The sequence below is a fragment of the Rhodanobacter sp. C05 genome, assembly GCF_002001165.1.
Classification (GTDB): Bacteria; Pseudomonadota; Gammaproteobacteria; order Xanthomonadales; family Rhodanobacteraceae; genus Rhodanobacter.
In genome coordinates this window covers 165,223-191,337 of record NZ_MUNQ01000018.1, presented here as the reverse complement: position 1 = coordinate 191,337, position 26,115 = coordinate 165,223, and the positions used below count along the sequence as shown (strand labels likewise).

At 63.4% G+C, this 26,115-nt stretch carries 27 protein-coding genes; 11 read left to right on the top strand and 16 right to left on the bottom strand.

The genetic code is table 11. From position 1 onward, the window contains the following. Nucleotides 1-30: 30 nt before the first annotated feature. Both B0E51_RS15470 and hutI read left to right on the top strand, forming a co-directional pair. On the top strand, nucleotides 31-1,509 hold the full coding sequence (locus B0E51_RS15470; protein WP_077445752.1) for a chloride channel protein: 1,479 nt from the start codon (nucleotides 31-33) through the stop codon (nucleotides 1,507-1,509). Nucleotides 1,510-1,534: 25 nt separating this feature from the next. Then, on the top strand, nucleotides 1,535-2,764 hold the full coding sequence (hutI, locus tag B0E51_RS15465; protein WP_077445751.1) for an imidazolonepropionase: 1,230 nt from the start codon (nucleotides 1,535-1,537) through the stop codon (nucleotides 2,762-2,764). Here the strand turns inward: hutI and lpxK are convergent. The 14 genes from lpxK to B0E51_RS15395 all read right to left on the bottom strand — a co-directional run bounded on the left by lpxK (nucleotide 2,750) and on the right by B0E51_RS15395 (nucleotide 15,618). Continuing rightward, on the bottom strand, nucleotides 2,750-3,733 hold the full coding sequence (gene lpxK, locus B0E51_RS15460; RefSeq protein ID WP_077445750.1) for a tetraacyldisaccharide 4'-kinase: 984 nt from the start codon (nucleotides 3,731-3,733) through the stop codon (nucleotides 2,750-2,752). The genes hutI and lpxK overlap by 15 nt on opposite strands. A gap of 9 nt (nucleotides 3,734-3,742) precedes the next feature. Continuing rightward, on the bottom strand, nucleotides 3,743-5,506 hold the full coding sequence (msbA, locus tag B0E51_RS15455; protein ID WP_077445806.1) for a lipid A export permease/ATP-binding protein MsbA: 1,764 nt from the start codon (nucleotides 5,504-5,506) through the stop codon (nucleotides 3,743-3,745). Nucleotides 5,507-5,523: 17 nt separating this feature from the next. After that, nucleotides 5,524-5,955 carry a biopolymer transporter ExbD gene (locus B0E51_RS15450; protein WP_077445749.1) on the bottom strand — a complete coding sequence of 144 codons (432 nt, stop codon included), beginning with the start codon at nucleotides 5,953-5,955 and terminating at the stop codon, nucleotides 5,524-5,526. Nucleotides 5,956-5,965: 10 nt separating this feature from the next. Then, nucleotides 5,966-6,640, bottom strand: a complete 675-nt coding sequence (locus B0E51_RS15445) for a MotA/TolQ/ExbB proton channel family protein (protein ID WP_217333114.1) — start codon at nucleotides 6,638-6,640, stop codon at nucleotides 5,966-5,968. An 83-nt stretch (nucleotides 6,641-6,723) separates the two neighbouring features. Further along, entirely contained in the window at nucleotides 6,724-9,033 is a 2,310-nt protein-coding gene (locus B0E51_RS15440; RefSeq protein ID WP_077445748.1) for a DNA internalization-related competence protein ComEC/Rec2, read from the bottom strand. Nucleotides 9,034-9,153: 120 nt separating this feature from the next. After that, nucleotides 9,154-9,882, bottom strand: coding sequence for a lipoprotein-releasing ABC transporter ATP-binding protein LolD (gene lolD, locus B0E51_RS15435; RefSeq protein WP_143525950.1), 729 nt, complete (start codon nucleotides 9,880-9,882; stop codon nucleotides 9,154-9,156). Then, entirely contained in the window at nucleotides 9,875-11,116 is a 1,242-nt protein-coding gene (locus tag B0E51_RS15430; RefSeq protein ID WP_077445746.1) for a lipoprotein-releasing ABC transporter permease subunit, read from the bottom strand. Before B0E51_RS15430 ends, lolD begins: the two co-directional genes overlap by 8 nt. A gap of 112 nt (nucleotides 11,117-11,228) precedes the next feature. After that, nucleotides 11,229-11,666 carry a protein YgfX gene (locus B0E51_RS15425; RefSeq protein ID WP_077445745.1) on the bottom strand — a complete coding sequence of 146 codons (438 nt, stop codon included), beginning with the start codon at nucleotides 11,664-11,666 and terminating at the stop codon, nucleotides 11,229-11,231. Continuing rightward, on the bottom strand, nucleotides 11,638-11,886 hold the full coding sequence (locus B0E51_RS15420) for a succinate dehydrogenase assembly factor 2 (RefSeq protein ID WP_077445744.1): 249 nt from the start codon (nucleotides 11,884-11,886) through the stop codon (nucleotides 11,638-11,640). Before B0E51_RS15420 ends, B0E51_RS15425 begins: the two co-directional genes overlap by 29 nt. A gap of 89 nt (nucleotides 11,887-11,975) precedes the next feature. Next, on the bottom strand, nucleotides 11,976-12,758 hold the full coding sequence (locus B0E51_RS15415) for a succinate dehydrogenase iron-sulfur subunit (protein WP_077445743.1): 783 nt from the start codon (nucleotides 12,756-12,758) through the stop codon (nucleotides 11,976-11,978). A 22-nt stretch (nucleotides 12,759-12,780) separates the two neighbouring features. Continuing rightward, a complete protein-coding gene (sdhA, locus tag B0E51_RS15410) occupies nucleotides 12,781-14,568 on the bottom strand; it encodes a succinate dehydrogenase flavoprotein subunit (RefSeq protein WP_077445742.1) in 1,788 nt (595 codons plus the stop codon). A 19-nt stretch (nucleotides 14,569-14,587) separates the two neighbouring features. Continuing rightward, a complete protein-coding gene (gene sdhD, locus B0E51_RS15405; protein ID WP_077445741.1) occupies nucleotides 14,588-14,977 on the bottom strand; it encodes a succinate dehydrogenase, hydrophobic membrane anchor protein in 390 nt (129 codons plus the stop codon). Further along, the gene (gene sdhC, locus B0E51_RS15400; RefSeq protein WP_077445740.1) at nucleotides 14,974-15,369 is read right to left on the bottom strand and encodes a succinate dehydrogenase, cytochrome b556 subunit; all 396 of its coding nucleotides are present in this window, start codon (nucleotides 15,367-15,369) and stop codon (nucleotides 14,974-14,976) included. The genes sdhD and sdhC overlap by 4 nt, the downstream gene beginning before the upstream one ends. 81 nt (nucleotides 15,370-15,450) lie before the next feature. After that, the gene (locus tag B0E51_RS15395) at nucleotides 15,451-15,618 is read right to left on the bottom strand and encodes a DUF1674 domain-containing protein (protein WP_077445739.1); all 168 of its coding nucleotides are present in this window, start codon (nucleotides 15,616-15,618) and stop codon (nucleotides 15,451-15,453) included. Nucleotides 15,619-15,948: 330 nt separating this feature from the next. Between B0E51_RS15395 and B0E51_RS15390 the strand changes: the two genes are divergently transcribed. Beyond that, complete coding sequence (locus tag B0E51_RS15390; RefSeq protein ID WP_254424547.1) at nucleotides 15,949-16,530, top strand: folate-binding protein; 582 nt, start codon at nucleotides 15,949-15,951, stop codon at nucleotides 16,528-16,530. Between the two features lie 480 nt (nucleotides 16,531-17,010). After that, complete coding sequence (locus B0E51_RS15385) at nucleotides 17,011-17,445, top strand: cell wall hydrolase (protein WP_254424546.1); 435 nt, start codon at nucleotides 17,011-17,013, stop codon at nucleotides 17,443-17,445. 101 nt (nucleotides 17,446-17,546) lie between these two features. On the opposite strand, the gene B0E51_RS15380 is transcribed toward B0E51_RS15385, so the two are convergent. Both B0E51_RS15380 and B0E51_RS15375 read right to left on the bottom strand, forming a co-directional pair. Further along, nucleotides 17,547-18,035 (bottom strand): glycine zipper 2TM domain-containing protein, encoded by a 489-nt coding sequence (locus tag B0E51_RS15380; RefSeq protein ID WP_077445736.1) that lies wholly within the window; start codon nucleotides 18,033-18,035, stop codon nucleotides 17,547-17,549. Nucleotides 18,036-18,061: 26 nt separating this feature from the next. Then, complete coding sequence (locus B0E51_RS15375; RefSeq protein WP_077445735.1) at nucleotides 18,062-18,688, bottom strand: glycine zipper 2TM domain-containing protein; 627 nt, start codon at nucleotides 18,686-18,688, stop codon at nucleotides 18,062-18,064. Between the two features lie 171 nt (nucleotides 18,689-18,859). Here B0E51_RS15375 and B0E51_RS15370 point away from each other — a divergent pair, with 171 nt between their 5' ends. The 7 genes from B0E51_RS15370 to phbB all read left to right on the top strand — a co-directional run bounded on the left by B0E51_RS15370 (nucleotide 18,860) and on the right by phbB (nucleotide 26,037). After that, entirely contained in the window at nucleotides 18,860-19,639 is a 780-nt protein-coding gene (locus tag B0E51_RS15370) for a TatD family hydrolase (protein ID WP_077445734.1), read from the top strand. Between the two features lie 88 nt (nucleotides 19,640-19,727). Continuing rightward, entirely contained in the window at nucleotides 19,728-20,252 is a 525-nt protein-coding gene (locus tag B0E51_RS15365) for a MarR family transcriptional regulator (RefSeq protein WP_077445733.1), read from the top strand. Between the two features lie 25 nt (nucleotides 20,253-20,277). Continuing rightward, on the top strand, nucleotides 20,278-21,774 hold the full coding sequence (locus B0E51_RS15360) for an efflux transporter outer membrane subunit (protein ID WP_077445805.1): 1,497 nt from the start codon (nucleotides 20,278-20,280) through the stop codon (nucleotides 21,772-21,774). Continuing rightward, nucleotides 21,761-22,996, top strand: a complete 1,236-nt coding sequence (locus B0E51_RS15355) for an efflux RND transporter periplasmic adaptor subunit (protein ID WP_077445732.1) — start codon at nucleotides 21,761-21,763, stop codon at nucleotides 22,994-22,996. The genes B0E51_RS15360 and B0E51_RS15355 overlap by 14 nt, the downstream gene beginning before the upstream one ends. A 15-nt stretch (nucleotides 22,997-23,011) precedes the next feature. Next, on the top strand, nucleotides 23,012-24,574 hold the full coding sequence (locus B0E51_RS15350; protein ID WP_077445731.1) for a DHA2 family efflux MFS transporter permease subunit: 1,563 nt from the start codon (nucleotides 23,012-23,014) through the stop codon (nucleotides 24,572-24,574). 84 nt (nucleotides 24,575-24,658) lie between these two features. Beyond that, nucleotides 24,659-25,156: a polyhydroxyalkanoate synthesis repressor PhaR gene (gene phaR, locus B0E51_RS15345; RefSeq protein ID WP_077445730.1), complete on the top strand. Its 498-nt coding sequence runs from the start codon at nucleotides 24,659-24,661 to the stop codon at nucleotides 25,154-25,156. A 119-nt stretch (nucleotides 25,157-25,275) separates the two neighbouring features. Next, complete coding sequence (phbB, locus tag B0E51_RS15340; RefSeq protein ID WP_077445729.1) at nucleotides 25,276-26,037, top strand: acetoacetyl-CoA reductase; 762 nt, start codon at nucleotides 25,276-25,278, stop codon at nucleotides 26,035-26,037. The last annotated feature ends 78 nt before the right edge of the window (nucleotides 26,038-26,115 follow it).

The following is a 26,115-nucleotide window of genomic DNA, read 5'->3' as shown; positions in this document are numbered from 1 at the left end:
ACATGGCGCGGTGTCTGCGATAATCGCGCCATGTCCGAATCGCCCGAACCGGTATCGAAGTCGTCGAATCCGCGCCTGCAGGCGTTGCTTGGCCACGAATTCTTTGCGCCGCACGAGTGGAAGCGTCGCCTCGTGCTGTGGTCCGGCGCCGTGCTGGTGGCACTGGCGGCGATCCTGTTTGCCAAGGCCAGCAACTGGGCTTATCAGCTGTTCCAGCAGATCCTCAGCCATGGCGTATGGATTCCGCTGATCCTGACCCCGGTGGTGTTCGGCCTGCTCGCCTGGGTCACCGAAGGGCGCCTGCGCGCCACCCGCGGCAGTGGTATTCCACAGGTGATCGGCACCCTGCATATCGAGGACGAGGGTTTTCGCGAACGCATGCTGTCGCTGCCGATTGCCGCCGGCAAGATGACACTGACCCTGGTTGCGCTGGCCGTGGGTGCCTCGATCGGACGCGAGGGGCCCACCGTGCATGTCGGCGCCGGGCTGTTCCACTGGCTGGGCCGCCGTTTTGGCTTCACCGATCCCAAGGCCGCTTCGCGCTTCATCCTCGCTGGCGGTGCCTGCGGCATCGCTGCCGCCTTCAATGCCCCGCTGGCCGGTGTGGTGTTCGCGATCGAGGAACTGGCCGGCACATTCGAGCATCGCTTCAGCGGCCTGTTGCTGACCGCGGTATTCATTGGCGGCGTGGTGTCGCTCGGCATCATGGGCAACTACTCGTACTTCGGCAGGGTGCAGGCCGAGCTGCCCCTGGGTCATGCATGGCTGGCGGTGTTGCTGACCGGCGTCATCTGCGGCCTGCTCGGTGGCCTGTTCGCGCGGCTGATCCTGCTTAGCCGCCATGGACCACTGGCGTACATCGGCCGGCTGCGCGCGTATGCGCCGGTGCTGTTTGCCACCGGTTGCGGTCTGGCGCTGGCGGTGATCGGAGTGCTGTCACACAACACGGTCTACGGCACCGGCTACGACCAGGCACGCGCGTTCGTGCAGGAAGCAGCCACCACGCCGGGCCAGAGTTTCGGCATCGCCAAGCTGCTGGCGAATGTGGTCTCCTACTGGGCTGGCATTCCTGGCGGTATCTTCTCGCCCGCGCTTGCCGTAGGCGCTGGCCTCGGCCAGAACATCGCCCATTTCCTGCCGGGCGTACCGGCCAGTGCGGTGGTACTGCTGGGCATGAGTGCATATCTGGCCGGCGTCACTGGTGCGCCGCTGACCTCGGCGGTGATCGCGATGGAGCTGACCGACAATCAGGGCATGGTGATCCCGATCATGGCGGCCTGCCTGCTCGCCCGCGCCGCGGCTTCGCTGTTCTGTCCCACGCCGGTGTACAAGGATTTCGCCGAGCGCATGGTGCAGGACTTCGAGCGGCAACAGGCTGCGCATGCCGAAAGCAGCGAGAAGGCCAGACTGGAAGCCGAGGCCTTGCAGCACGTCGGCATTACCAGCGCCTTCGACGAACCAGCCGCTCCGCAGGATGACGTGGACGATGAGCCATCCCGTCAGCCATGAACGCAGCCACGGAGTCACCGGAAACATGAGCGAGCCACGTTGGGATAGGTTGCTGTTGAATGCCACGTTGGCCACCTTCGCTGGCGACACCGCCTGTGGCTTGATCGAGCATGGTGCCATCGCGCTGCATCACGGTCGCATCGCCTGGGTCGGCCTGATGGATGCGCTGCCGGCGGCGCCGAACGAGCTGGCCGTGACCGTGGAATCGCTGGATGCTGCGCTGGTCACACCGGGACTGATCGACTGCCATACCCATCTGGTATTCGGTGGCGACCGTGCGCAGGAATTCGACCTGCGCCTGAATGGTGCCAGCTACGAGGAGATCGCCCGTGCCGGCGGCGGCATCGTTTCCACGGTCAATGCCACCCGTGCCGCCAGCGAGGAGCAGCTGTTCGCGCAATCGCTGCCGCGCGCGCAGGCCCTGCTCGCCGATGGCGTGACCACGCTGGAAATCAAGTCCGGCTACGGCCTCGATCTGGAAAGCGAACGGCGCATGCTGCGGGTGGCGCGACATATCGGCCGCGAGCTGGGAATCAGCGTCCGCACGAGCTTCCTTGGGCTGCATGCGCTGCCACCGGAATACAAGGATCGGCGCAACGACTATGTGACCCTGGTCTGCGACGAACTGCTGCCGGGGCTCGCCGCCGAAGGTCTGGTCGATGCGGTCGATGCATTTTGCGAGAACATCGGTTTCACCCGCGAGGAAACCCGTCGCGTATTCGAACGCGCGAAGCAGCTGGGGCTGCCGGTGAAGCTGCACGCCGAACAACTTTCCGATCAGGACGGCGCTGCGCTGGTTGCCGAGTTCGGCGGATTGTCGGCCGATCACCTGGAACACTTGAGCGAATCCGGCATCGCGGCGATGGCGCAAGCCGGCACCGTCGCGGTGCTGTTGCCCGGCGCATTCTACGCACTGCGTGAAACGAAGTTGCCACCGATTGCGCTACTGCGTGAGCACCGGGTACCCATCGCGATCGCCACCGACTGCAATCCAGGTACCTCGCCCCTGCTGTCGCTGCGGCTGGCTGCCGGCATGGCCTGCACGCTGTTCCGGCTGACACCTGGGGAAGCGCTGCACGGCGTCACCATCAACGCGGCACGCGCACTCGGCCTGCACGATCGCGGCACCCTGGCTGTCGGTCAGCGTGCGGATCTGGTGGTCTGGCAGGCGAAGCGGCCCGCCGAGCTGTGCTACTGGATCGGTGGGTCGATGGTGCGCGAGGTCTATGTGGGCGGTGAGTCAGTGGCGATCTGACGCCTCGATGCGCTGGATCAGCGCATCGACAAAGGCTGATGGCAATTCGGCATGTACCGGCACCCGCCACCAGTGCGGCTGGACGAACTGCCGGCATTTCACCGCATCCTTGTCGGTCATCAGCACCGGCAGATCCTCCACAAAGGCCAGATCGGCTGCTGCGAACGCGTGATGATCGGCGAACGCATGCTCGATGACTCCAATGCCCATCGCACGCAGGCTGTCGAAAAATCGCTGCGGGTTGCCGATCGCCGCCACCGCATGCACCTGCTGACTGCTGAAACTGGCCAGTGGTTGCCGCCGACCGTCATCCAGCGCCACCACCTCACCACCGCGTAGCTGCATCGGATATTCACCCGTTTCGGCGACACCGCCATTGCAGACACGCAGATCCACGCGCTGCAGTCGGCTCAGCGGCTCGCGCAATGGCCCAGCCGGCAACAACCGCCGGTTGCCGAACCGGCGCACGCCGTCGATCACGCAGATCTCCACATCGCGCGCCAGCCGGTAGTGTTGCAGTCCATCGTCGGCCACCAGCACATTGCAGCCGGCGTCGAGCAGCAACCGTGCTGCCGCAGGACGATCCCGCCCTACGGCCACTTGCACGCCCGTGGCGTGGATCAGGCAGGGTTCGTCACCAACCTGTATCGGATCGGGTGCTTCGCCCAGCAACAACGGCTCGCGCTGGCTGCCGCCATGGCCGCGGCTGACCACACCAGGCTGGTAGCCACGTGCGTGCAAGGCTTCGACCACCGCGATCGTCAATGGTGTCTTGCCGGTACCGCCCACGCTGAGGTTGCCGATCACCACGACAGGAACCGGCAGCCGCACACTGCGCAGTGCACCGGATCGATACAGCCAGCCACGCAGACGAACCACGCCGCCGTAAAGCAGCATCAACGGCCATGTCCACCACGGAGCGCGGCCACCGCCGTACCAGGCTGATTCGAGCGTATCGATCAGCGCCATCGGTGATCCTCAGTCGCCAGCCTGTTGATCGGCGTGATCGTGGAACTGCATGCGGTGCAGCGCGGCGTACTGTCCATTCAGCGCGATCAGCTCGGCATGCGTGCCACGCTCGACGATGCAGCCCTGGTCCATCACCGCGATCTGTTCGGCGCCCTCGACTGTCGACAGGCGATGTGCAATCACCAACGTGGTGCGATCCTTCATCAAGCGCTGCAGCGCCTGCTGGATCAGCCGCTCCGACTCGGTATCGAGTGCGCTGGTGGCTTCGTCCAGCACCAGGATCGGCGCATTCTTGAGAATCGCGCGGGCGATCGCAAGACGCTGGCGCTGGCCGCCGGAGAGCGTGTTTCCGCTCTGGCCGATCTGCGTGTGAATGCCCTTGGGCAGGCGTTCGATGAATTCCATCGCATTGGCGGCTTCGGCAGCGGCAATGATGTCCGCCTCACTTGCTCCGGCCAGCTCACCATAGGCGATGTTGTTGGCGACCGTGTCATCGAACAGCACCACGTTCTGTCCGACCCAGGCGATCTGGCGGCGCAACGAAGCCAGTGTGTATTCCCGGTAATCATGGTCGTCGAGCACGATGCGGCCAGCGCTTGACTCATTGAAGCGTGGCAACAGGCTGACCAGACTGCTCTTGCCGCTGCCGGAACGCCCCACCAGCGCGGTCACCGTTCCCGGTGCGCATTGCAGCGTGACACCGCGCAACGCTTCGAATCCTTCGCGTGGATAAACCATTCGCACATCCTCGAAGCGCAGGTCGCCGCGAGTGCGCACCAGTTCGAGCTTGCCATCATCGGTTTCCGGTGGCAGGTCGATGACTTCAAAGAGGTCTTCAGCAGCGGACAGGCCACGCTGGATATTCGCCTGCACCGTGGCCAAGCGTTTCAGCGACGGCAGCATCGTGCCCATCGCGATCAGGACGGCAAAGAATTTGCCGGGCGACATCTGATACAGCACGTCTGGCCGGGTGCCCAGAAAGACCAGGGCAGCCATGGCTGTTGCGGCTATCAGCTGGACCGTGGAGCTGGATGCCGCGTTCGTCGCTGAAATCTTGAGATTGAGCGAGCGCGTGCGTTCGGTTATCGCGTCGAAACGCCTGGCCTCATGCTCCTGGCCGCCGTAGATGCGCACTTCGCGGTGTGCACCGACCGATTCCTCGACCGTGCCGGTGACCGATCCCATCGTGCCCTGGATCCTGCGGCTGATCAGCCGGTAGCGCCTGCTCACCACGGTGGCCACGAAGGCGATCGCCGGCACCATGATCAACAGCGACATGGTGAGATAGGCGCTGTTGTACAGCATCACGATGAACATGTAGATGACGGTGAGGCCGTCGGTGACGGAAACCTTCAGTGCATCGGTGGCCGCCGACGCCACCTGTTCACTGGTATAGGTGATGCGTGAAATCTGCTGGCCCGAGGATTCGCCGCCGAAGAACGACGCCGGCAGCCTCAGATAGGCCGCAAAGACATCGTGCCGCATCTTCTGCACGACATGACGGCCGATGTACGAGATGCCGTAATCGCTGACGAAGGTGCCGCAGGAGCGCACCAGAAAGATGCCGATGATCCAGATCGGCATCCAGAAGATCAGATACGGATCCTTTCTCACGAAAAGGCCGTCGATCATGGTTTTCAGCAGATTCGTGAAAAGCGCCAGGCCGCCACCATCGGCTGCCATGCCGACCATCGCGACCAGACCGATCGGCCAGTAGCGTGCGGAATAGCCAAGCAGGCGCTTGTAGACACGCCAGCTTTCGGCACCCCACATGCGGGCCTTCGACTTGCTCACTGAGCCGCGCCTGGCTTGCTCGGCGTAGTGGCGATCGACAGCTTGGTGAAGCCGAGCTGGCCCAGCGCATCCATCGCGGTGACCACGTCCTGGTTCGGCGTCATCGCGTCGGCACGGATCGTCACTGGCCGGTCGTGGTCGGCACCCGCGTTGCGCGCGATGGCCTGCTTGAGCGGCTCGATGCCCTCGCCCATCACCTCGTCGCTGCCCACGTAGTAGCGGCCGTCCCGGTCGATCATGATGGTCAGCGCCGGAGCGTTCATGTCGCGATCCTGCGTGCTTGCCTTGGGCAAGGTCACCTGCAGGCGCGAGTGCTGCACAAAGGTGCTGGTCAGCACGAAGAACATCAACAGGGTCAGCAGTACGTCGATCAACGGGATCACGTTGATCTCGAAATCATCCCCGCGGCGGTCATTGCTGATACGCATCGGTGCGTGCTCAGCCCGCGTTCGGCGCGGACGATGCCGGCGTCGTACGACGCGGGCGCGCAGGTGCCGGCGCAGTCGCTGCAGGCGCCAGGGTCAGGTCGTCGAGCAAGGCGGTGGCCTGTTTCTCCATCTCCACGCAATAGCCAGCCACGCGCGAACGGAAATAACGGTGCAGCACATAGGCGGGAATCGCCACGGTCAGGCCCGACGCGGTGCAGATCAGCGCCTCGCCGATGCCGCCGGCCATCTTGGCCGGATCGCCGATGCCGCCGGCCATGACTTCCATGAACATGCGGATCAGGCCGATCACGGTACCGAACAGGCCCAGCAGCGGGCCAATCAGCGCGATCGTGCCCAGCGTGTTGAGATAACGCTCCATCCGGTGGATCACGTGCCGACCGGTGTCCTCGATGCGCTCCTTGATGAGGTCGCGCGGCTGGTTGCGCACTGCCAGCGCCGAGGCCAGCAATTCACCCAACGGGGAACCGTTCGTCAGCGCTTCCAGGTGCGCCGGATACAACTGACCGGTACGTGCCCACTCGCGTACCTCGTCGCCCAGACCCGGCGGCAGCACCGATTTGCGGCGCAAGGTCCAGCAACGCTCCAGCACGATCGCCAGCGCGATCGCCGAGCAGATCAGGATGGGCACCATCGCCCAGCCGCCAGCCATCAGGATTTCCAGCACTTTCGACCCCACCGCACGACCTGTCAGGAAGCGCGCATGATAGCAGTCCCGCCCCGTCGTACTGCGGCACGCGTGGCAATCCCTCATTCACGCCAGTAACGTGGCTGGCGCCAGCGCCAGCCACGTTCGCGCCGGGCGGGGGCATCGGCAGGAAAATCCAGCGGAATCGCCCCCTCCACAGCAGTATTGAACACCGGCACGCCAGCCTCGGCATAACGCGCCAGCACCTCGGGCTTCGGATGACCGAAGCGGTTGCGCCAGCCCGCCGACACCACCGCCAGGGGCGGTTGCAGCGCAGCGATGAAGCCCGCGCTGGACGAGGTCTTGCTGCCGTGATGCGGCACCAGCAGCACCGGGCGCATCCCTGGATCGAGCGCGGCAGCCACCTGCGGTTCCATCTTCGAACTGATATCGCCGGTCAGCAGCAGATGGCCGCCGCGCCCCTCGACCAGCAACACGCAGGAGCTGTCGTTGTCGCGATCGCCACCATCATCGGCCGGACTCAGCACGCGAAAACGCACACCATCCCATTGCCACGATTGTCCGGCAACACACTGGCGCATTGGCAACTTCATTCGTGCCATCCGTGCCGGCTCGCCGGTATAGCGCTGCGCCTCCGGGAAAGCGGTTACAACCGCCTGCGCACCACCGGCATGATCGTTGTCGCCATGACTGATCATCAGCATGTCCAGGTGCGTGATGCCCAACGCATGGATCGACGGCAACACGGCTGCCTCACCGAGATCGAAACCGGATGGATAACGCGCGCCAGTGTCATAGACCAGTGCGTGATCGCGAGTGCGCAGCAGCACCGACAAGCCCTGTCCCACATCCAGCACCCAGACCTGGAACGCGCCATCGCCGAGTAACGGGCGCGGTGGCCACAACAGCGGCAGGAACAGCAGCACACCGAATCCGCGCAACGGCATGCCGCGCGGCAGGAACAGCCACAGCGCGCCCAGTACCGCCAGCAGCAACGCCCACGGCTGCACAGTCGGCAGATACCAGTGTGCACCGGGCCAGTCCGCCATCTGTTCCAGCAGCCACCATTGTGCGTGTGCCAGTTGCGCGGCCAGCCACAGCACCGGTGTGGCCAGCGGCGGGCACAGTCCCAGCAGCAACATGCCACACAACGCGCATGGCACGATCACGAAACTGACCAGCGGCACCGCGATCAGGTTGGACAACGCCCCTACCAGCGAAGCCTGCCCGAAAAACCACAAAGTCAGCGGCAGCAGTGACACCGTCATCACCATCTGCCCGGCCGACAGCTCATGCAGGAACGCACGCAGGCCGCGGCCGTGCGACTGCAGGCACAGCATCAGGAACGCCACGCCGACGAACGACAACCAGAACCCCGCCGCCAGGACTGCCAGCGGATCGAACAGCAGGATCGCGATCATCGCCAGCGCCAGCGAGTGCGCGCCGCTGCTGCTGCGCCGGCTGCAGCGCGCCACGGCGACCACCGCGATCATCAGCAAGGTGCGCACCGTGGGCAGGCCGAAACCGGCCAGCGCGCTATAGATGCCGGCGACCAGCAACGCGCCGGCCGCCTGCGCCTGCGGACGCGGCAACCGCAGCGCCAGCCGCGGACACAGCAGATAGGCCAGCATCGCCAGCCAGACTCCGAACACCGCCGCCACGCCGACGTGGAAACCGGAAATCGCGATCAGGTGCGACACGCCGTTCGCCCGCGCGACTTCCCAGTCGCGCTGCTCCAGCCCACGCGTGTCGCCGACCGAGAACGCCTGCAGCAGCGTTGCATCGTGCGGATCATGCACGCGTGCGGCGATGCCGCGGGCGATCGCATCGCGCACGCCATCGATGCACCAGTGCGGAGCAGCCAATTGGGTATTGCCGGGGTCGTCGCGTACATAACCGGTGGCCACGATGCCGCGCTCCAGCGCCGAGCGCTCGCTGTCGGCCACGCCGGGATTGAGCAGGCCACGCGGACGTTTCAGCCGCAGCAACAACTGCCAGCGGGTGCATGGCTGCAACAATGGCGCGTCGTCATACCAGGACACCGTCACCCGGCCATGCAACGCGACCGGATGGCCATCCAGCGTGGCCTGCTCCACCCGCAGCGTGAACCGGCTGGCATCGCTGCCAGGCTGCGGCAGATCGATGATGCTGCCGATCACCGCGATATCCTGGCCTTCCAGTGCACGCGGCAGGCGCGCTTCCATTGCCGCGACGCCATGCCAGGCCGCCCAGACGATGCCGAACAGCACACACGCCAGCCAGCGCCCGCGTGGCCATCGCCAAGCCAGCAACAATGCTCCGGACTGCAGCAGACCGAGGCACCAGCGTGGCGGCAAATTCGGCAGCCATTGCACCAGCAGCACGCCTGACAGCAACGCCACTGCTGCCGTGATTGCCGCCGCTCGTGCCATGCCGCGCCCCGCCGTTCCATCCTGGATACGGCCAAGCCTAACGCGGCCCCGGCGACATCGAGGATGAAAAGCACGTAGGCACTCGCCGCATAGGCGGCGGCGCCACGGTACAGCTGACGATCAGACCTTCGGACTTTCCTGCAGCACGCCGTTGTGCAGCACCAGGGTGCGATCCATACGCCCCGCCAGATGCGTGTCATGGGTGACCAGGATGAAGCTGGTGCCGATCTCGCGATTGAGTTCCAGCATCAGCGCGTAGACCTGCGCCGCGTTGCCTTCGTCGAGGTTGCCGGTGGGCTCGTCGCCAAGCACACAGGCCGGCCGGGTCACCAGTGCGCGCGCCACCGCACAGCGCTGGCGCTCGCCGCCGGACAGTTCAGACGGCTTGTGGTGGGAACGTCCGCCCAGGCCCACCCGTTCCAGCAACGTACTGGCCTGCCGCTGCGCCTCGGCAATCGCGGTGCCGCGGATCAGCAGCGGCATGCACACGTTCTCCAGCGCGGTGAACTCCGGCAACAGGTGATGGAACTGGTAGATGAAACCGAGCGAGCGGTTACGCACGCGGCCGCGTTCGGCATCGGAGAGCTTCGACAGCACGCGGCCGTCCACTTCCACTTCACCGGCGGTCAGCGTATCCAGCCCGCCGATGATGTGCAGCAGCGTGCTCTTGCCCGAGCCGGAGGCACCGACGATCGCCATCGTCTCGCCGCGCTTCAGGGTGAAGCTCACGTCGCTGAGCACGTCGGTGCGCAGGCCGCCTTCGTCGTAGGTCTTGGCGACGTGGCTGGCGCGCAGCACGTTTTCGCCGGCTTGATCGGTAACGGTCGGGTTCATGGCGGTCTTATTCATAGCGCAATGCCTGCGCAGGCTGGGTACGCGAGGCGCGCCACGCGGGATAAAGGGTAGCCAGCAGCGAGAAGGCAAAGGTCAGCAATGCGGTCCAGCCCACATCGTGCCAGTCCAGCCGGCTCGGCACCTCGCTGATGTAGTAGACGTCCGGCGACAGGAAGGTCACGTGGAAGGTGTGCTCGATCCACTTGATGATGCCCGGCAGCTTCCACGACAGCAGCGAGCCGAGACCCACGCCGAAGCCGATCCCGACAAACCCCACCAGCACACCTTGCACCATGAACATGCCCATGATGCTGCGCGGCGTGGCGCCGAGCGTGCGCAGGATCGCGATGTCGGCCTGCTTGTCGGTGACCAGCATCATCAGCATCGAGATCAGGTTGATCACCGCCACCAGAATGATCAGCGACAGGATCACGAACATCACCATCTTTTCCATCGACAGCGCGGCAAACAGGTTCGCGTTGGTATCCATCCAGGTCTGCACCCGGTACACCTGCCCCAGCTTGTCGGCCAGTTCACGCGCCACCGGACGGGCGTTGAACATGTCGTCGAGGCGCAGACGGATGCCGGTGGGACCGCTGAGGCTGTTGAGCTTCTCGGCATCACCCATGTTGACCAGCGCCAGGCCGGAGTCAAACTGCTCCATGCCCAGTTCGAACAAGCCCACTACATGGAAACTGCGCATCTTCGGCACGCCACCCATCGGTGTGGCATACAGTTGCTGCACGATCACCGTCACCCGGTCGCCGACGCCCACGCCGAGTGTCATGGCCAGATCCCGGCCAAGCACAATGTTCCAGCTGTTCGGGGTCAGTTCGTTCAGCGAGCCCTCGATCATGTGCTTGCTGATATCGACGACCTTGGGCTCCTGCGTCGGCTCGATGCCACGCAGCAGCGCAGCGCTGGAATGGCCGGCGGTCAGATAAGCCTCGGCTTCCACGTAAGGCGCAGCCCCCAGCACATGCGGGTTCGTCTCGGCGACCTGCAGCGTGCGCGGCCAGTCCTGCACGCTTTCGCCGACACCGGATACCGTGGCATGCGAGATCGCGCCGAGGATGCGCGACTTCATCTGGTAATCGAAACCGTTCATCACCGACATCACGGTGATCAGCGCAATCACGCTGATCGCGATGCACACGATCGATACGGTGGAGATGAACGAGATGAACTGGTTGCGTCGCTTGGCACGCGTGTAGCGCAGGCCGATGAAGAGTTCGAGCGGTCGGAACATGGGCGGGTCGCTTGTGGGGATCGCAGGGCGGGCCGCCCGGACAGGCATTATCAGGTATTCGGTGAGACCGCGCTGGGTTGGCGAAGTTGCCGGCGACTAAGAGCCCTGTGAATCAGAGCCGCGGCACAGCCTCGCCCGGCTGCACCGTCGCCAGCCGCATGCGCAGACGACGACGGATATCCGCATCGCTGTTGTCCGGCGCCAGCAGCAATACCTGCGCGCCCTGCTCCGCGGTCCGCAGGCGCAGCAACACGAAACCACCCAACACCCGGAACGAAGCCAGCATGGCCGGCACGTCCTCATGATCAGCCAGATGCAGTGTCCAGCTGTCGTCGGCACTCCAGCCCGCGGCCGCTACCGGTGAGCCTGCCGCCTTGCGGGCGGATTGCCATGTCGCCAGCAGTACGCCGGCGATCAGCAGCAGTTTCAGCCACAGCGCCAATGCGCACAGCACGACAGACAGCATCGCCAGGGCAGCGACCACGAGCAACATGCGTTGCAACAGGCGCGACGGCCGGTACTCAAAGCCGATGGCGGGCGCGGATGTCATCGATGATCACCTGCCAATCCGTTCGTTCCGGACGCGCATGACCCATCACCCAGTCCCACAGGTCCGGATCCTGCACATCGAGCAGTTCGTCGAACGCCTGCTGCTGCGCTTCATCGGCGTCAGCAAAGCGTTCGTCCAGCCAGCCGCCGAACAGGGCATCCAGTTCGCGGGTGCCGCGACGGGTGCGCCAGCGCAGGCGCTTGAGACGTGCTTCATCCATAAGATCAACTCGCGCGAAGCGCCTCCATGGCCTCCTCTCCCCAAAGGGGAGAGGTTATGCGGTGTCGCCGCGTAGCGGCGACAGCTGCTTCATGCCGAGCGACGCTCCACCATCAGCTTCTTGATCTCGGCAATCGCCTTGGCCGGGTTCAGACCCTTCGGGCAGGTGCGTGTGCAGTTCATGATGGTGTGGCAGCGATACAGCTTGAACGGATCTTCCAGATCATCCAGCCGTGCACCGGTGGCCTCGTCACGCGAGTCGACGATCCAGCGATAGGCCTGCAGCAGGATCGCCGGGCCGAGGTACTTGTCGCCGTTCCACCAGTAGCTCGGGCAGCTGGTCGAGCAGCAGGCGCACAGGATGCACTCGTACAGGCCGTCGAGCTTCTTGCGCTCTTCCGGCGACTGCAGCCGCTCACGATCCGGCGCCGGGCTCTGCGTGCGCAGCCATGGCTTGATCGAGGCGAATTGCGCATAGAAATGGGTCAGGTCAGGTACCAGATCCTTCACCACTTGCATGTGCGGCAGCGGATAGATCTTCACGTCGCCGGACGCACACTCCGAGATTGCCCGGGTGCAGGCCAGCGTGTTGGTACCGTCGATGTTCATCGCACACGAACCGCAGATGCCTTCACGGCAGGAACGGCGCAGCGTCAGCGTGGAATCGATCTCGTTCTTGATCTTCAGCAGCGCGTCCAGAACCATCGGGCCGCACGCGGCCAGATCGACCTCGTACGTATCGATACGCGGGTTCTGGCCGTCGTCCGGCGACCAGCGATAAATGCGGAAGGTGCGCGGATTCTTCGCATCCTTCGCCGGATAGTGCTTGCCCGGCTGGATCTTGGAATTCTTGGGTAGCGTGAACTCGGCCACGGTTGCCTCTCCAGTCGAAAACTTAGTAAACGCGCTTCTTCGGCGGCACAACCTCAACCTCATCGGTCAAGGTGTACATGTGTACCGGACGGAAGTCGAAGCTGCTCTTGCCGGCCTCGTCCACCTTCACCAGCGTGTGCTTCATCCACTCGGCGTCGTTGCGGTCGGGGAAGTCCTCGCGCGCATGACCGCCGCGGCTTTCCGTGCGCTGCTGGGCCGAGTGCATCGTGGCAATGGCCTGATCCAGCAGGTTGGCCAGCTCCAGCGTCTCGATCAGGTCGGAGTTCCACACCATCGAGCGATCGCTGACGCGGACATCCTTGAACGATTCGCGCACGGCGGAAATCTTCTCGGAACCTTCCTTAAGCGTCGTACCCGTACGGAATACCGCCGCATCACTCTGCATGATGCGCTGCATCTCCAGACGGATCTGTGCAGTCGGCTTGCTGCCATTGGCATTGCGCAGGCCATCGAAACGGGCGAGTGCCTTGTCCAGCACGTTGGTCGGCAAATCCCGATGCGCCGTCTCCGGCTTGATCAGTTCGGCGCAGCGATGCGCCACCGCGCGACCGAACACGACCAGATCGAGCAGCGAGTTGGAGCCAAGGCGATTCGCGCCATGCACCGACACGCAAGCCGCCTCGCCGATCGCGAACAGGCCCGGCACGATGGCATCGACATCGTCGCCCTTCTTCTGCACGACTTCGCCGTGATAGTTGGTCGGGATGCCGCCCATGTTGTAGTGCACCGTCGGGATGACCGGGATCGGCTCCTTGGTCACATCGACACCGGCGAAGATGCGCGCCGACTCGGCGATGCCTGGCAGGCGCTCGTGGATCACCTCGGGACCAAGATGCATCAGGTTGATGAAGATGTGGTCCTTGTGCTCGCCGACACCGCGGCCTTCACGGATCTCCATCGTCATCGCACGACTGACCACGTCGCGCGAGGCCAGATCCTTCGCGTTCGGCGCGTAGCGCTCCATGAAGCGCTCGCCCTCGGAGTTGGTGAGGTAGCCACCTTCGCCACGTACGCCTTCGGTGATCAGGCAGCCGGCACCGTAGATGCCGGTGGGATGGAACTGCACGAACTCCATGTCCTGCAGCGCGAGACCCGCACGCAGCACCATGCCGCCACCGTCGCCGGTGCAGGTATGCGCCGAGGTGGCGCTGAAGTAGGCGCGACCGTAACCGCCGGTCGCCATCACCACCGCGTGACCGCGGAAGAAATGCAGGGTGCCTTCGTTCATGTCGAGCGCGAGCACGCCGCGGCAGACGCCCGCCTCGTCGAAGATCAGGTCGATCGCGAAGTATTCGATGAAAAACGTGGCGTCATGCGCCAGTGCCTGCTGGTACAGCGTGTGCAGGATCGCGTGACCGGTGCGGTCGGCCGCGGCGCAGGTGCGCTGCGCGGTGCCCTTGCCGTAATGTGTGGTCATGCCGCCGAACGGGCGCTGGTAGATCTTGCCTTCTTCGGTACGCGAGAACGGCACGCCGTAGTGTTCCAGCTCGATGATCGAGGGAATCGCCTCGCGGCACATGTACTCGATCGCGTCCTGGTCGCCGAGCCAGTCGGAACCCTTGACGGTGTCGTAGAAGTGGAAGCGCCAGTCGTCCTCGCCCATGTTGCCGAGCGCGGCCGAGATGCCACCCTGTGCAGCCACCGTGTGCGAACGCGTCGGGAACACCTTGGTGATGCAGGCCGCCTTGAGACCTTTCTCGGCCAGACCGAAGGTGGCGCGCAGCCCGGCGCCACCGGCGCCGACCACGATCACGTCATACAGATGCTGCTGGATCTTGTAGCTTTCCATGAACTCTTGGCCTCGCGTCTTATGGGGTCAGCGCAATGCGCAGCACGGCCAGCACGCTCGCCAGCGCGCCCAGCACCGCGAGGAACTTGATCGCCACCAGCAGGACGACTTCCTTCCAGCGGGTATGCACGTAATCCTCGATCACCACCTGCAGGCCTAGCACGGCATGCCAGAACATGGTGAGCACGAACGCGATCAGCAGCAGCGCGTTCCACGGCTTCGCCACCGCCGCATGCGCCGTGGCGTAATCGGCATGCAACAGGCACAGCACGGTGGCGACAAACCAGACACCGAGCAGCACCAAGGCAGCGGCAGTCACGCGCTGTGTCCACCAGTGGCCCACACCCGACTGGGATGAGCCCAGCCCAAGTGCGGTCTTCAGCGGGTTACGCAAATCCTTCGCGGTCATGCCGCACCTCCGGCCGTCAATACATATGCCCACACCAGCAAAGTAAGCACGATGCTGCCGGCCACCGACAGCCAGCTGGAGCGCACGAACTGCGGAATCGCATAACCGGCGCCGGCATCCTGGACCAGGTGACGGATACCGTTGCACAGGTGGTAAAACAGTGCCCAGCTCCAGCCGAACAGCAGTACCAGACCAAGCGGGCTGCCTGTGCAGATCTTGAATTGATTGAAGCTGGCCTCGCCTCCAGCCAGCGCGAGCAATCCCCATATCACCAGCAAGCTGCCGACGGCCAGGGCGATACCGGTAGCGCGATGCAGGATGGAACTCATCATCTGCACTTGCCAGCGGTAAACCTGAAGATGCGGCGAGAGCGGTCGTTGCGTGTCTGCCATGGCGGCTATCCTGTGTGGAATCGCTGATGTCCGTGCCGCACCGTCCCCTGGTCCATTCGCGACAATCGCCGCGATGGTTGCTCAGAAGTCGATACAACGTCCGTTCTTCTCCCAGTCGCCGTAACGAGTGGGATCAGGAGCCGGTCGCTCCCCCGGAACCTTGTCCTGATCAGGTCGTTCGGACACGACCACGGGCTCCGTGGGAACGGAAGCCGGTTGGGACTCGGTTGGGGAGGAGGTCTCGGACATGGTTTTTTGTTAGCCGCAAAAGGTTAATACCTGTGGCAAAGCAGCACAACCTCGACCAGGGGCACACTACTTGTACTTGAACACACCAGCCCCAACCATTGTTGCCTTATGCCGACACCTTACCCCGCAGAAACCCTGCTGATCGAAGGCGCGGACGCCATCGCGTTTGCGCAGGCCCAGTTCAGCAGCAAGGTCAGTTCACTTGCCACCGGCCAATGGCAGTTCGGCGCATGGCTCGATCCGCAAGGTCGCGTGCGCGCATTTTTCCACCTGGCCAGGCTCGCCGACGATCGACTGCTGCTGCTGCTGCGCGGAGGGAGCGCCGCAACCATGGCCGATGCGCTGCGCCGCTTCGTGTTTCGTTCGAAACTCACATTGACGGCACTGCCGTCGCGTTCGCTGACCACAGGCCACGCTCGACCGATGCACGCAGTCGATGGCAACACAGAAACATTGCTGCTCGGCTGCGGCACGTACAGCATGCAGGTCACGACAGCGGCTCATGATGATAGTGCGTGGCACCTGACACAGCTGCGTGAAGGCTGGCCCTGGCTGCCAGCACAGGCATTGAACGAACTACTGCCGCCTGCACTGTCGTTGCATCGACTGCAGGCTGTCGCGATCGACAAGGGTTGCTACCCGGGCCAGGAAATTGTTGCGCGACTGCACTATCGCGGTGGCAACAAGCGACACCTTCATCATGTCTTCTTGTCGCAGGCAGTAAGCATCGGGAGCGTATTGCGTTCCGACGAACATGAAATCGGTCGCGTGATCGATGCCGTCAACACGGATGTCGGCATCGAGGCACTGGCTGTACTGAATGATGACGTTGTTGCGCAGTCAGTAAATGGACGTCTAAATGAATTGCATGAACATCTCGTTGTTCAAATCGACAACACGTGGCCGGCATGAGTCATGCATGTCCACAACAACGAAAATTCGTCATGGCACTTGCCAACACAAGGTGAGCATCAGTTAAACTGCGGCATCACGGCACTTGCCAGCGGACTGATCCGCAACTAGGCTCCGCCGATTGAATATCGCGACATCCGGAACATGGGGTGTCGAAGTACGCGACGAACCGGATGTATCCGAATCGGCGCGACCCGGTAGCAACATCGCCGGATGGCATACCGCCTCGCATCCACGAGTGCGGAGAAGTTGCAGGCAACAGGGCCGATACGGCCCGCATATCGCCCATGCAGCAATCAATCCAGATCGGCACAGAGACTCCGCCGCTCGTACCGCCACAATCCCGTGGCAAAGCGCTCAGCCACAAGTTTCGGCTGCGGCGATCAATCCAGGTGGAACGGCGCCTGCCAGCCCGTCCACCGCAATGGCGCACAAAGCTCGCAATCCGCTTTGCGCGTACAGCACGTTGGAGGCAGATACATGAAACTTTCCATGCTGTTGTGGCTGACTTCACTGATGCCCCAGCCCGTCGCCGACCAGGCCTGCCTGGCCACCACCGTGTATCTGGAGGCACGCAGCGAACCCACCATCGGCCAGCTCGCGGTAGCTGAGGTGGCCCTGCGTCGTCGCGAGCGCGGTCAGTGGGGCAACACCGTATGCAAGGTGGTAACCGCACCGCACCAGTTCGCAACGACCACCACTCCAGGTTCATTCGACGTCGACAATCTGGACTCGTTCAGCAAAGCCTGGGAAATTGCCGGGCGATCGTTGCACAACTGGCAGTTGCCATTGACTGAGCGTCGCATGCTGGTGCCACATGCCGATCATTTCGCGACGACCGCGATCAGTCCGGCATGGTCCCGCAATCGTCGCAGCGTCACCATCGGCGAACATGCATTCTATGCAGTGAACTAGTCAGAAAACATGCTGGCAAGACAAATAAAAAAGGCCATCCTTCGATGGCCTTTTTTATTTGGACGTCCATACATATGGATGTCTATTCAATAGCACAACGATCAACGTGCATAAACCAACCCATCACGCACCTCGACGTAATCACCATTGCGCACGCCAGGATTGTCACGCTGTGTCACTGTGGCGTATTGGCCGTTGTCCAGCTGGACAACGATCCGCCACCCCGTACCATTGCCGTCGCTACGCTGACCGACCTGGTTGCCGACGGCACCGCCAGCGACTGCACCAACCACGGTAGCGGCCGTACGGCCATCACCCTTGCCCACCGTGCTGCCAAGTATGCCGCCAGCCACCGCACCGATGATCGTGCCGAGGGCGCTGTTGTTGCTGCCATTGTTGATGTAGATCTGCCGCACATCCTGTACTACGCCACAGGTCTGGCAGCGGCTGTTATGACCACCGTAGTTGCCCGGCTGCCCCTGATAGCCATAACTGCCGTTGTTGCCATAAGGCTGGGTAACACAGCCCGCCAGTACAAGGCTGCCAGCCATCGCTGCCACCATGACAAACTTGCGTTTCATTGGACTCATGATCCCGTTCCTTTGGTTGGGTCAGCTCAGCGAGCGTCGGATACCGCCGTCACACCTTCCTGCACCTGTACCCGATCACCCGGGTCGTGGTCCATACGTACCGTACGGGTCACGCCGTTGTACACGTAACGCACATCGTAAGCGACGATCGGACTGTCAGCGCTGTTCACGGTGCTGCACTGGCGTTGTACCGATGAGGTCACCTGGGCCTGCTGGTGACTGGCTTCGATGCGGTTGCCGGCATAACCACCGCCCACCGCCCCGGCCACCGTGGCCAGCGTGTTGCCCCTGCCCCCACCCACCATATGACCAAGCAGACCGCCAGCCACGGCGCCGATCGCCGTACCGGCAATCCTGTGCTGATCTTTCGGTGGCGCAGTATGGGTCACGGTCTGATCGTGACAGACTTGCCGGGAACCGTTCGCCGAATCACGTACCGGCTCAACGCTGACCACCTTGGCGTACCTGACGCCATTGTCTGACGTATTTGCGCTCGCATCGCTTGGCGCACCCGGCGACGCGGCCACACCATTGGCAGCCACTGCCGAGCCATCGGATGTGCCTGCATCCGCACTGCGGTTGCATGCTGCCAGACTCAGCGCGAGTGCCGCAGCGATACCGACATTGAAGGCATTGACCATCAACCTGTTCATTACAATCCTCTCCTGTGTTTATGCATGGTGGTAATACCGATGCAGCATGCGTCGCCGCAATTACCTGCGCCCATTGAACCGCTGTCCAACTGAATCAGAGCTAGCTCGGGCCCGTTACATTATCTTCACGACGAAGTCGCAGGACTCACGGTCACCGCACGGAATTGCATTATGCCCAAGCTCAACGACAGTCACGTCCATCTCGACGACGACGCGTTCGCCATCGATCGCGACGCCGTGATCGGACGGGCAATCGATGTCGGTGTCGACACGATGATCGTGCCGGCAGTGGATGCTGCCAGCTGGCCACGGATCAAGGCGCTCTGTGCGAACCATCGCCAGCTGTTTCCGGCATACGGACTGCATCCGATGTTTCTGCCCCAGCATGCACCCGAACATGTCGACGCACTGTCTGCATGGCTCGATGACGACCGCGTGATCGCCGTCGGTGAAATCGGGCTGGACTTCCATGTGGATGGACTCGATCACGATCTGCAGCGGCACTATTTCGTCAATCAGTTGCAACTGGCACGCGAACACAACCTTCCAGTGATCGTGCATGCACGCGCCGCGCTGGAGGAAGTGACCCTGACACTGCGTCGAACCGGCAGTCTGAGCGGCGTGGTGCACAGCTTCTCCGGCAGCGAGCAGCAGGCACGGCATTTGTGGGACATGGGCTTTTGCATCGGCATTGGCGGTCCGGTGACCTACGAGCGCGCCCAGCGCCTGCGCCGCATCGTGGCGCAGATGCCGATCGAGTTTCTGCTGCTGGAAAGCGATGCACCGAACCAGCCGGATGCCGCCCATCGCGGCCAGCGCAACGAACCGGCGCGCATCACGGAAGTACTGCGCTGCATCGCAACGCTGCGCGGGGAATCGGAGGTCACGATTGCCGCAGCCACTACGGCCAACACACGTCGCCTGTTCGACCTGGACCGACGCAGCAACTAGCCCTGCTGTCATATTCCCAAACGACACTTGCGAACAGCAGCCAGCTCTTGCTACATTTTACTTCATCAGTGAAATATGAATTGATGAAATGGCTCGGTTGACGAACTGCATCGCGATGATGAACGAAGGCATCGAACGGGTGAGCCAGATCATCCCGCAGATGCCTGCCGTCGAGGCGCGACTGTGCCGGCTGATGCTGATGGTGGGCAGCAGTCTCGAAGAAGAGCTCGAGTTCAAGCTGAAGCCGCACAAGCTCAATCACAGCGACTTCCTCACCCTGATGATCCTGTACAGCCGCCCGGATGGCAGTTCCACGCCGGGCGAGCTGTGCGAGTTCGCCACCCAGGGCGCAACCAACATGACACGCATCACCAATGCGCTGGTCAAGCGCGGGTTGATCACCCGCGGCGCCAGCGCGGAGGATCGCCGTCGGGTGCTGATTCGCATCACCGCCGCCGGAAAGCGCTTTGTGCAAAAGATGCTGCCGCCGATGTTCCCCCGCGTCAGCGCGATGTTTGCCGACTTCAATGATGCCGACAAACGCAACCTGAGCCGCTTGTTGGGCAAGCTCGCGCACAATCTCGATCAGCTGGATCCGGACACCCAGCCATGAAGGCCACGAAATGAAGAAGGTCCTGATGAAACATTTTCCGCTTCATCGCACCGCCATCGCGATGGCATTGACCCTGCTGCTGGGCGCCTGCGCGATACCGGCACGGCTGAATCACCCGAACCTGCGTGACGACGTGCCGCTCGCCGGCTTGCAGGCCCCTGCCCGCGCCGGCTGGCCGGATACCGACTGGTGGCGCACCTATGGCGATCCACAACTCGACCAGTTGATCGCCATCGCCATGAAGCAGTCGCCTGATCTGGAGCAAGCGCAAAGCCGCGTGGTCAATGCCGAACAATCGGTACGACTCGCCGCCGCCCAGGCGGGCCTCAACGTCAATGGCAATGCGCAGTTCGAGCGTCAGCGCATGAGCAAGAACGGCATCCTCAGCCTGCTGCCGCCGAACATCCCCATCGATCCCTGGTACAACCAGACCGATCTCGGCCTGCAGGCGAAGTACACCTTCGACTGGTGGGGCAAGAAGCGCTCGAGCATCGAGGCCGCACTCGATCAGGCACATGCCGCCGAAGCCCAGCGCAGTGCCGCCGCGCTGACGATCCAGAACGCCGTCGCCGACACCTATTTTGGCTGGCAGGGGGACCAGGCACGCCTCGCGCTGTCTACCCAACTGGTTACTGCGCAGGAAAAGTTCGTGCGCATCGCCGAGTTGCGCGTGGCGCAAGGCGTGGACCTCGCCGATACCGCACAGCAGGCCAAGGCACAGCTCGCCGCAGCGCGCGAGATGCATGTCGCCCTGCAAGGTTCGGCTGCGATCCGCAAGGTGGCGCTGGCCTCGCTGCTCGGCATTGCACCGGCGGATCTGCCTGCCTTGCAGCCACGACCCTTGCCTGAGGTGGATAGCCGTATTCCCTCCAATGCGCGGCTCGACCTGATTGCACGCCGCCCCGACATCGCCGCCAGCCGCTGGCAGGTCGAAGCAGCGCTGAAACAAACGGATGTGGCGCGCGCCCAGTTCTTCCCGGACATCGGCATCAGTGCCATGGCCGGCTTGTCCAGCATCGACATGGGCAAGCTGCTTGAAGCCGGCAGCCGCACCTTTGCGCTGACACCAGCACTGCATCTGCCGATCTTCGAAGGCGGCCAGCTGAAGGCCAACTATGGCGTCAGCAAGGCCCAGCTCGCGGCTGCCGTGGCGGAATACAACAGCACCGTGGTCAGCGCCGCACGCGACGTGGCGACCCAGGCACTCACTGCGCAACAGATCGCCGCACGGCGCAAGGAGCAGTCCGCGCAGATCGCCGCCAATGAACGCCTGCTCGCCACCGCGCAGGCACGCGCCCATCAGGGTGTGCGTGATGCACGCGAGGGTCTCGCAGCGGCGGCACAGCTACTGCAGCAACAAGACGATGCCGCCAGCCTGCAGGCCCAGGCCGTTTCGACGGATCTTGCCCTGATCAAGGCGCTCGGTGGTGGTTACCACAGCATCGGCGAGATCGGCAGCGCCAGCCCGACATCCCCTTCCCTTTCAAATCCGTCCGGAGACGACGCCGATGAGCGCCACTGAGTCCGACAAGACCGCCAACAAGACCGCTGACGACAACGACAGCGGGCTGGCGGCGAAGAACCCGGCCAAGCGCCGCAAGACGCTGTTGATCATGCTGTTTGTGTTCGTGCTGATCGGCGTGATCTGGTTCCTGCTGTGGACGCTGGTGTTTTCCCGGCGTGAGACCACCGACAACGCCTATGTGAACGGCAACCAGGTGGCGATCTCCGCTCAGGTGCCAGGCACCGTGGTGGCGATTCTTGCCGACGATACCCAGCACGTCGACGCCGGCCAGATTCTGGTCAAGCTGGACAACACCGATGCCAGCGTGCGCCTGAGTCAGGCACGCAGTGCGCTGGCACAGGCGGTACGACAGGTACGCCAGCAGACCGACTCCGCCAGCGGCAGCGATGCCGCAGTCGCCGCCCGACAGGTCGACCTGAAAAAGGCCGAGGCCGATCTCAAGCGACGCCTGCCACTGATCGCCCAGCAGGCCGAGGCGCCGGAAACCATCCAGCACCTGCGCGATGCCGTCGATCAGGCGCGTGCCGCGTTGACCTCCGCCCAGGCGCAGGCATCGGCCGAGCACGCCTCGATCGAAGGCACCGACATCGCCAACAACCCGGCCGTGCTGCAGGCGCGCGCGAATTTCCGTGCGGCTTGGGTGGCGGCGCAGCGCAACACGATCTACGCGCCGGTGTCCGGTTACGTGGCACAGCGCAGTGTGCAGCTGGGCAACAGCGTGCAGCCCGGTCAGCAGTTGATGACCGTGCTGCCGTTGCACGACCTGTGGATCGACGCCAACTTCAAGGAAAACCAGCTGCGCCACGTCCGCATCGGCCAGCCAGCCAAGATCGAGACCGACCTCTATGGTGGCAACGTCGAATACCACGGCAAGGTGATCGGCCTGGGCGCCGGCACCGGCAGTGTGTTTTCGCTGCTGCCCGCGCAGAACGCCACCGGCAACTGGATCAAGGTGGTGCAGCGCGTCCCCGTGCGCATTGCGCTGGACAACCAGGAGCTGGACAAGCATCCGCTGCGCATTGGTCTGTCCAGCGATGTCACGGTCGACATCACCGACGACCGCGGCGCCGTGCTGGCACCGCAGGCCGAGCACCCGGCCGTGGTAGCCGAAACCACGGTGTACGAGCAGATGGCCAGCCAGGCTGACGCCGAAGCCGATCAGGTGATTCGCGCCAACCTGGGAGCCTCCGGCAACACCGGTGGCAACCACACGAACTGAGGCTGAGTCCAACCCATGGCTGCCATCTCCTCCGACGCCGCTCCCGCCGCTCCCCTGAAGCCGTTGCAGGGCGGCATGCTGGCCCTGATGACGATCGCCGTCGCGTTCAGCACCTTCATGGAAGTGCTGGACATGACCATCGTCAACGTGGCCGTGCCGCATATCGCTGGCAGCCTCGCGGTGAGTCCGAGCGAAGGTACCTGGGCGATCAGTTCGTACTCGATGGCCAGCGCGATCATGCAGCCGTTGACCGGCTGGATCGCCAAGCGCTTCGGCGAGGTACGCACCTTCGTGGTCTCGGTCGCGTTGTTTGTGATTTTTTCGATGCTGTGCGGTCTGGCCACCAGCATGCCGATGCTGGTGGTGGCACGCCTGCTGCAGGGCGCCGGCTCCGGCCCGATGGTGTCACTGGCGCTGGCGTTGCTGCTGGCGAATTATCCCAAGAGCAAGCAGGGCATCGCACTGGCACTATGGGCGATGACCGTGGTGATCGCACCCGTGCTGGGCCCGATCCTGGGCGGCTGGATCACCGACAATTTCACCTGGCCGTGGATCTTCTACATCAACCTGCCGGTTGGCATCGGCGCCGCCGTAGTTACCTGGTTCCTGCTGCACAAGCGTGAATCGAAGACGGTGAAGGCTCCGATCGATGTGATCGGCCTGGTGCTGCTGGTGGCGGGCATCGGCTGCATGCAGTTCATGCTGGACAACGGCAACGACCACGACTGGTTCGCCTCGCCGCTGATCCTCACGCTGGGGCTGATCGCCGTGGTCAGCCTGAGCTTCCTGATCGCCTGGGAGCTCAACGCAAAGCATCCGGTGATCGACCTCTCGCTGTTCAAGCAGCGCAATTTCACCATCGGCGTCAGTGCCATGTCCTTCGGCATGCTGGCGTTCTTCGCGATCAACGTGGTCTCGCCGCTGTGGCTGCAGACTACCCTGGGTTTCACCGCCAGCTGGTCCGGCATGACCAGTGCCTGGGTCGGCGTGCTGGCGTTCCTGCTGTCACCCGTGGTCGGCAGCATGCTGGGCAAGTTCGACCTGCGCGCGATGATCACAACGGCTTTCGTGATACTTGCCGGCACTTCGTTCTGGTTGTCTACCTACGACAGCAGCGCCTCCTACATCAGCATGGTCTGGCCGCGACTGGTGATGGGCCTGGGTATACCGCTCTTCTTCATTCCGCTGAACCAGATCTATCTTTCGGGCCTGCCTTCAGATCAGATTGCCAGTGCCTCGGGCCTGGCCAACTTCTTCCGCACGCTCGGCTCCAGCGTCTCCACGGCCCTGACCGTGACCCTGTGGCAGCACCGCACCGAGTTCCATCACGCTTCGCTGACCGAAAACATCACTGACGCGTCACCGGCAGCAACCGGATTCCTGCAGCATTTGCAGGCTGCGGGCATGGCTGGCCAGCGTGGTCTGACTGTGGTCGATCAGCTGATCAGCCGGGAAGCCGCCACGCTGGCGGTCAACGATGTGTTCTGGCTGTGTTCGGTCATCTTCATCTTCATGATTCCACTGCTGTGGCTGGCCAAACCGCCCTTCGGCAGCGCCGGCGGCCCAGGAGGCCATTGATCACAAATGCTGCAGTCGATGGCTGCAGCATAAATACCCGGCTACGGCTGGTGCGGCGCAATATCTTCTGCTAGCGTTCGCCGCATGGCACAAACTAAACGCACCATCAAGAAGTATCCGAACCGGCGTCTCTACGACACGGAAATCTCCAGCTACATCACGCTGGAGGAAGTCCGACAGCTGGTGCTGGACAACGAGGATTTCGAAGTCCGCGATGCCAAGACGGGCGAGGATCTGACCCGTTCGGTCCTGCTTCAGATCATCTCCGAGCACGAAGACAAGGGGCAGCCGATGCTGTCGCCGCAGCTGCTCAGCCAGATCATCCGTTTCTATGGCGATTCACTGCAGGGCTTCATGGGGCCCTATCTGGAGCGCAGCCTGCAGGTGTTCCTGGATCAGCAGACTCAGTTCCGCAGCCAGCTTAACAGCCTGATGGGGCAGACCCCATGGAACACGCTGAATGACCTGACCGAGCGCAACATGGCAGCCTTCCAGGCGATGCAGCGGGGGCTGATCGACACCGCCGCCAAGGTCATACCGACACCGGGCGCAAGCACTCGCAGCAGCAAGAAATCCGGCTGATACCAGTCCGCACGACGGCGCGTAGTCACGTGCCGTCCGTTTGTTGCATTCCAGGTCGAGCGCTGCAGCACAGCATGTGCTGCCTTGCCGCATGATCGAAACCAAGGGGACGAAAACCCATGAGCGAAGTTGCTCTCCCGAAGCGTGTGGCGGTGGTTACCGGCGGCATCGGTGGACTCGGCACCGCAATCTGCCGCCAGCTGCTGCAAACGGGCTGCAGAGTGATTGCGGTAGATCTGGCTGCGCGCAATGAGCGCATCGCGGCATTTCGCGAGGAACTGGCCGGTTTCGATGGCGCCATCACGTTCGAGGCAGCCGATGTCAGCGACTTCGACAGCTGCCGGCAGCTGACCACGCGCATCGAGCAGCAGCACGGCAGCGTGGACATCCTGGTCAATGCTGCCGGCATTACGCGTGATGCCAGCCTGCGCAAGATGTCGCCACAGCAATGGCATGAACTGATGCGGGTGAATCTCGACGGCGTATTCAACATGTGCCGCAACGTCGTCGACGGCATGACCACCCGTAACTTCGGCCGCATCGTCAACATCAGCTCGGTGAATGGCCAGACCGGTCAGTTCGGCCAGACCAACTACTCCGCCGCCAAGGCTGGCGTGCACGGTTTCAGCATGGCGCTGGCGCGCGAAACCGCACGCAAGGGCGTCACCGTGAACACAGTGTCACCAGGTTACTGCGACACACCGATGGTCGCCGCCGTCTCGGCCGAGATCCGCGCGCAGATCATCGCCGACATCCCGGTCGGCCGCCTCGGCGCTCCAGCCGATATCGCCCGTGCGGTGAATTTCCTCGCTGCCGACGATGCCGGCTACATCACCGGCGCCAACCTGCCGGTCAACGGTGGCTATTTCATGAGCTTCTGAGCGGGCCTGCGCGCAATCCGGGACCGCCGGGATTGCAGTCGCGCGCCGCATGCGGAACAGTGGGCGGACACTCTTCAC

Excerpts from the sequence above, each read along its gene's own strand:
- sdhC (WP_077445740.1), bottom strand. The coding sequence starts at position 15,369 with ATGGCAGACACGCAACGACCGCTCTCGCCGCATCTTCAGGTTTACCGC.
- lolD (WP_143525950.1), bottom strand. The coding sequence starts at position 9,882 with ATGAATAAGACCGCCATGAACCCGACCGTTACCGATCAAGCCGGCGAA.
- lpxK (WP_077445750.1), bottom strand. The coding sequence starts at position 3,733 with ATGGCGCTGATCGATACGCTCGAATCAGCCTGGTACGGCGGTGGCCGC.
- B0E51_RS15385 (WP_254424546.1), top strand. The coding sequence starts at position 17,011 with ATGAAACTTTCCATGCTGTTGTGGCTGACTTCACTGATGCCCCAGCCC.
- B0E51_RS15375 (WP_077445735.1), bottom strand. The coding sequence starts at position 18,688 with ATGAACAGGTTGATGGTCAATGCCTTCAATGTCGGTATCGCTGCGGCA.
- B0E51_RS15430 (WP_077445746.1), bottom strand. The coding sequence starts at position 11,116 with ATGTTCCGACCGCTCGAACTCTTCATCGGCCTGCGCTACACGCGTGCC.
- B0E51_RS15360 (WP_077445805.1), top strand. The coding sequence starts at position 20,278 with ATGAAACATTTTCCGCTTCATCGCACCGCCATCGCGATGGCATTGACC.
- B0E51_RS15450 (WP_077445749.1), bottom strand. The coding sequence starts at position 5,955 with ATGCGTATCAGCAATGACCGCCGCGGGGATGATTTCGAGATCAACGTG.
- B0E51_RS15380 (WP_077445736.1), bottom strand. The coding sequence starts at position 18,035 with ATGAGTCCAATGAAACGCAAGTTTGTCATGGTGGCAGCGATGGCTGGC.
- B0E51_RS15350 (WP_077445731.1), top strand. The coding sequence starts at position 23,012 with ATGGCTGCCATCTCCTCCGACGCCGCTCCCGCCGCTCCCCTGAAGCCG.
- sdhA (WP_077445742.1), bottom strand. The coding sequence starts at position 14,568 with ATGGAAAGCTACAAGATCCAGCAGCATCTGTATGACGTGATCGTGGTC.
- B0E51_RS15420 (WP_077445744.1), bottom strand. The coding sequence starts at position 11,886 with ATGGATGAAGCACGTCTCAAGCGCCTGCGCTGGCGCACCCGTCGCGGC.
- hutI (WP_077445751.1), top strand. The coding sequence starts at position 1,535 with ATGAGCGAGCCACGTTGGGATAGGTTGCTGTTGAATGCCACGTTGGCC.
- B0E51_RS15440 (WP_077445748.1), bottom strand. The coding sequence starts at position 9,033 with ATGGCACGAGCGGCGGCAATCACGGCAGCAGTGGCGTTGCTGTCAGGC.
- B0E51_RS15395 (WP_077445739.1), bottom strand. The coding sequence starts at position 15,618 with ATGTCCGAGACCTCCTCCCCAACCGAGTCCCAACCGGCTTCCGTTCCC.
- phaR (WP_077445730.1), top strand. The coding sequence starts at position 24,659 with ATGGCACAAACTAAACGCACCATCAAGAAGTATCCGAACCGGCGTCTC.
- B0E51_RS15425 (WP_077445745.1), bottom strand. The coding sequence starts at position 11,666 with ATGACATCCGCGCCCGCCATCGGCTTTGAGTACCGGCCGTCGCGCCTG.
- msbA (WP_077445806.1), bottom strand. The coding sequence starts at position 5,506 with ATGTGGGGTGCCGAAAGCTGGCGTGTCTACAAGCGCCTGCTTGGCTAT.
- B0E51_RS15365 (WP_077445733.1), top strand. The coding sequence starts at position 19,728 with ATGGCTCGGTTGACGAACTGCATCGCGATGATGAACGAAGGCATCGAA.
- B0E51_RS15390 (WP_254424547.1), top strand. The coding sequence starts at position 15,949 with ATGGCCGATGCGCTGCGCCGCTTCGTGTTTCGTTCGAAACTCACATTG.
- B0E51_RS15470 (WP_077445752.1), top strand. The coding sequence starts at position 31 with ATGTCCGAATCGCCCGAACCGGTATCGAAGTCGTCGAATCCGCGCCTG.
- B0E51_RS15370 (WP_077445734.1), top strand. The coding sequence starts at position 18,860 with ATGCCCAAGCTCAACGACAGTCACGTCCATCTCGACGACGACGCGTTC.
- phbB (WP_077445729.1), top strand. The coding sequence starts at position 25,276 with ATGAGCGAAGTTGCTCTCCCGAAGCGTGTGGCGGTGGTTACCGGCGGC.
- sdhD (WP_077445741.1), bottom strand. The coding sequence starts at position 14,977 with ATGACCGCGAAGGATTTGCGTAACCCGCTGAAGACCGCACTTGGGCTG.
- B0E51_RS15355 (WP_077445732.1), top strand. The coding sequence starts at position 21,761 with ATGAGCGCCACTGAGTCCGACAAGACCGCCAACAAGACCGCTGACGAC.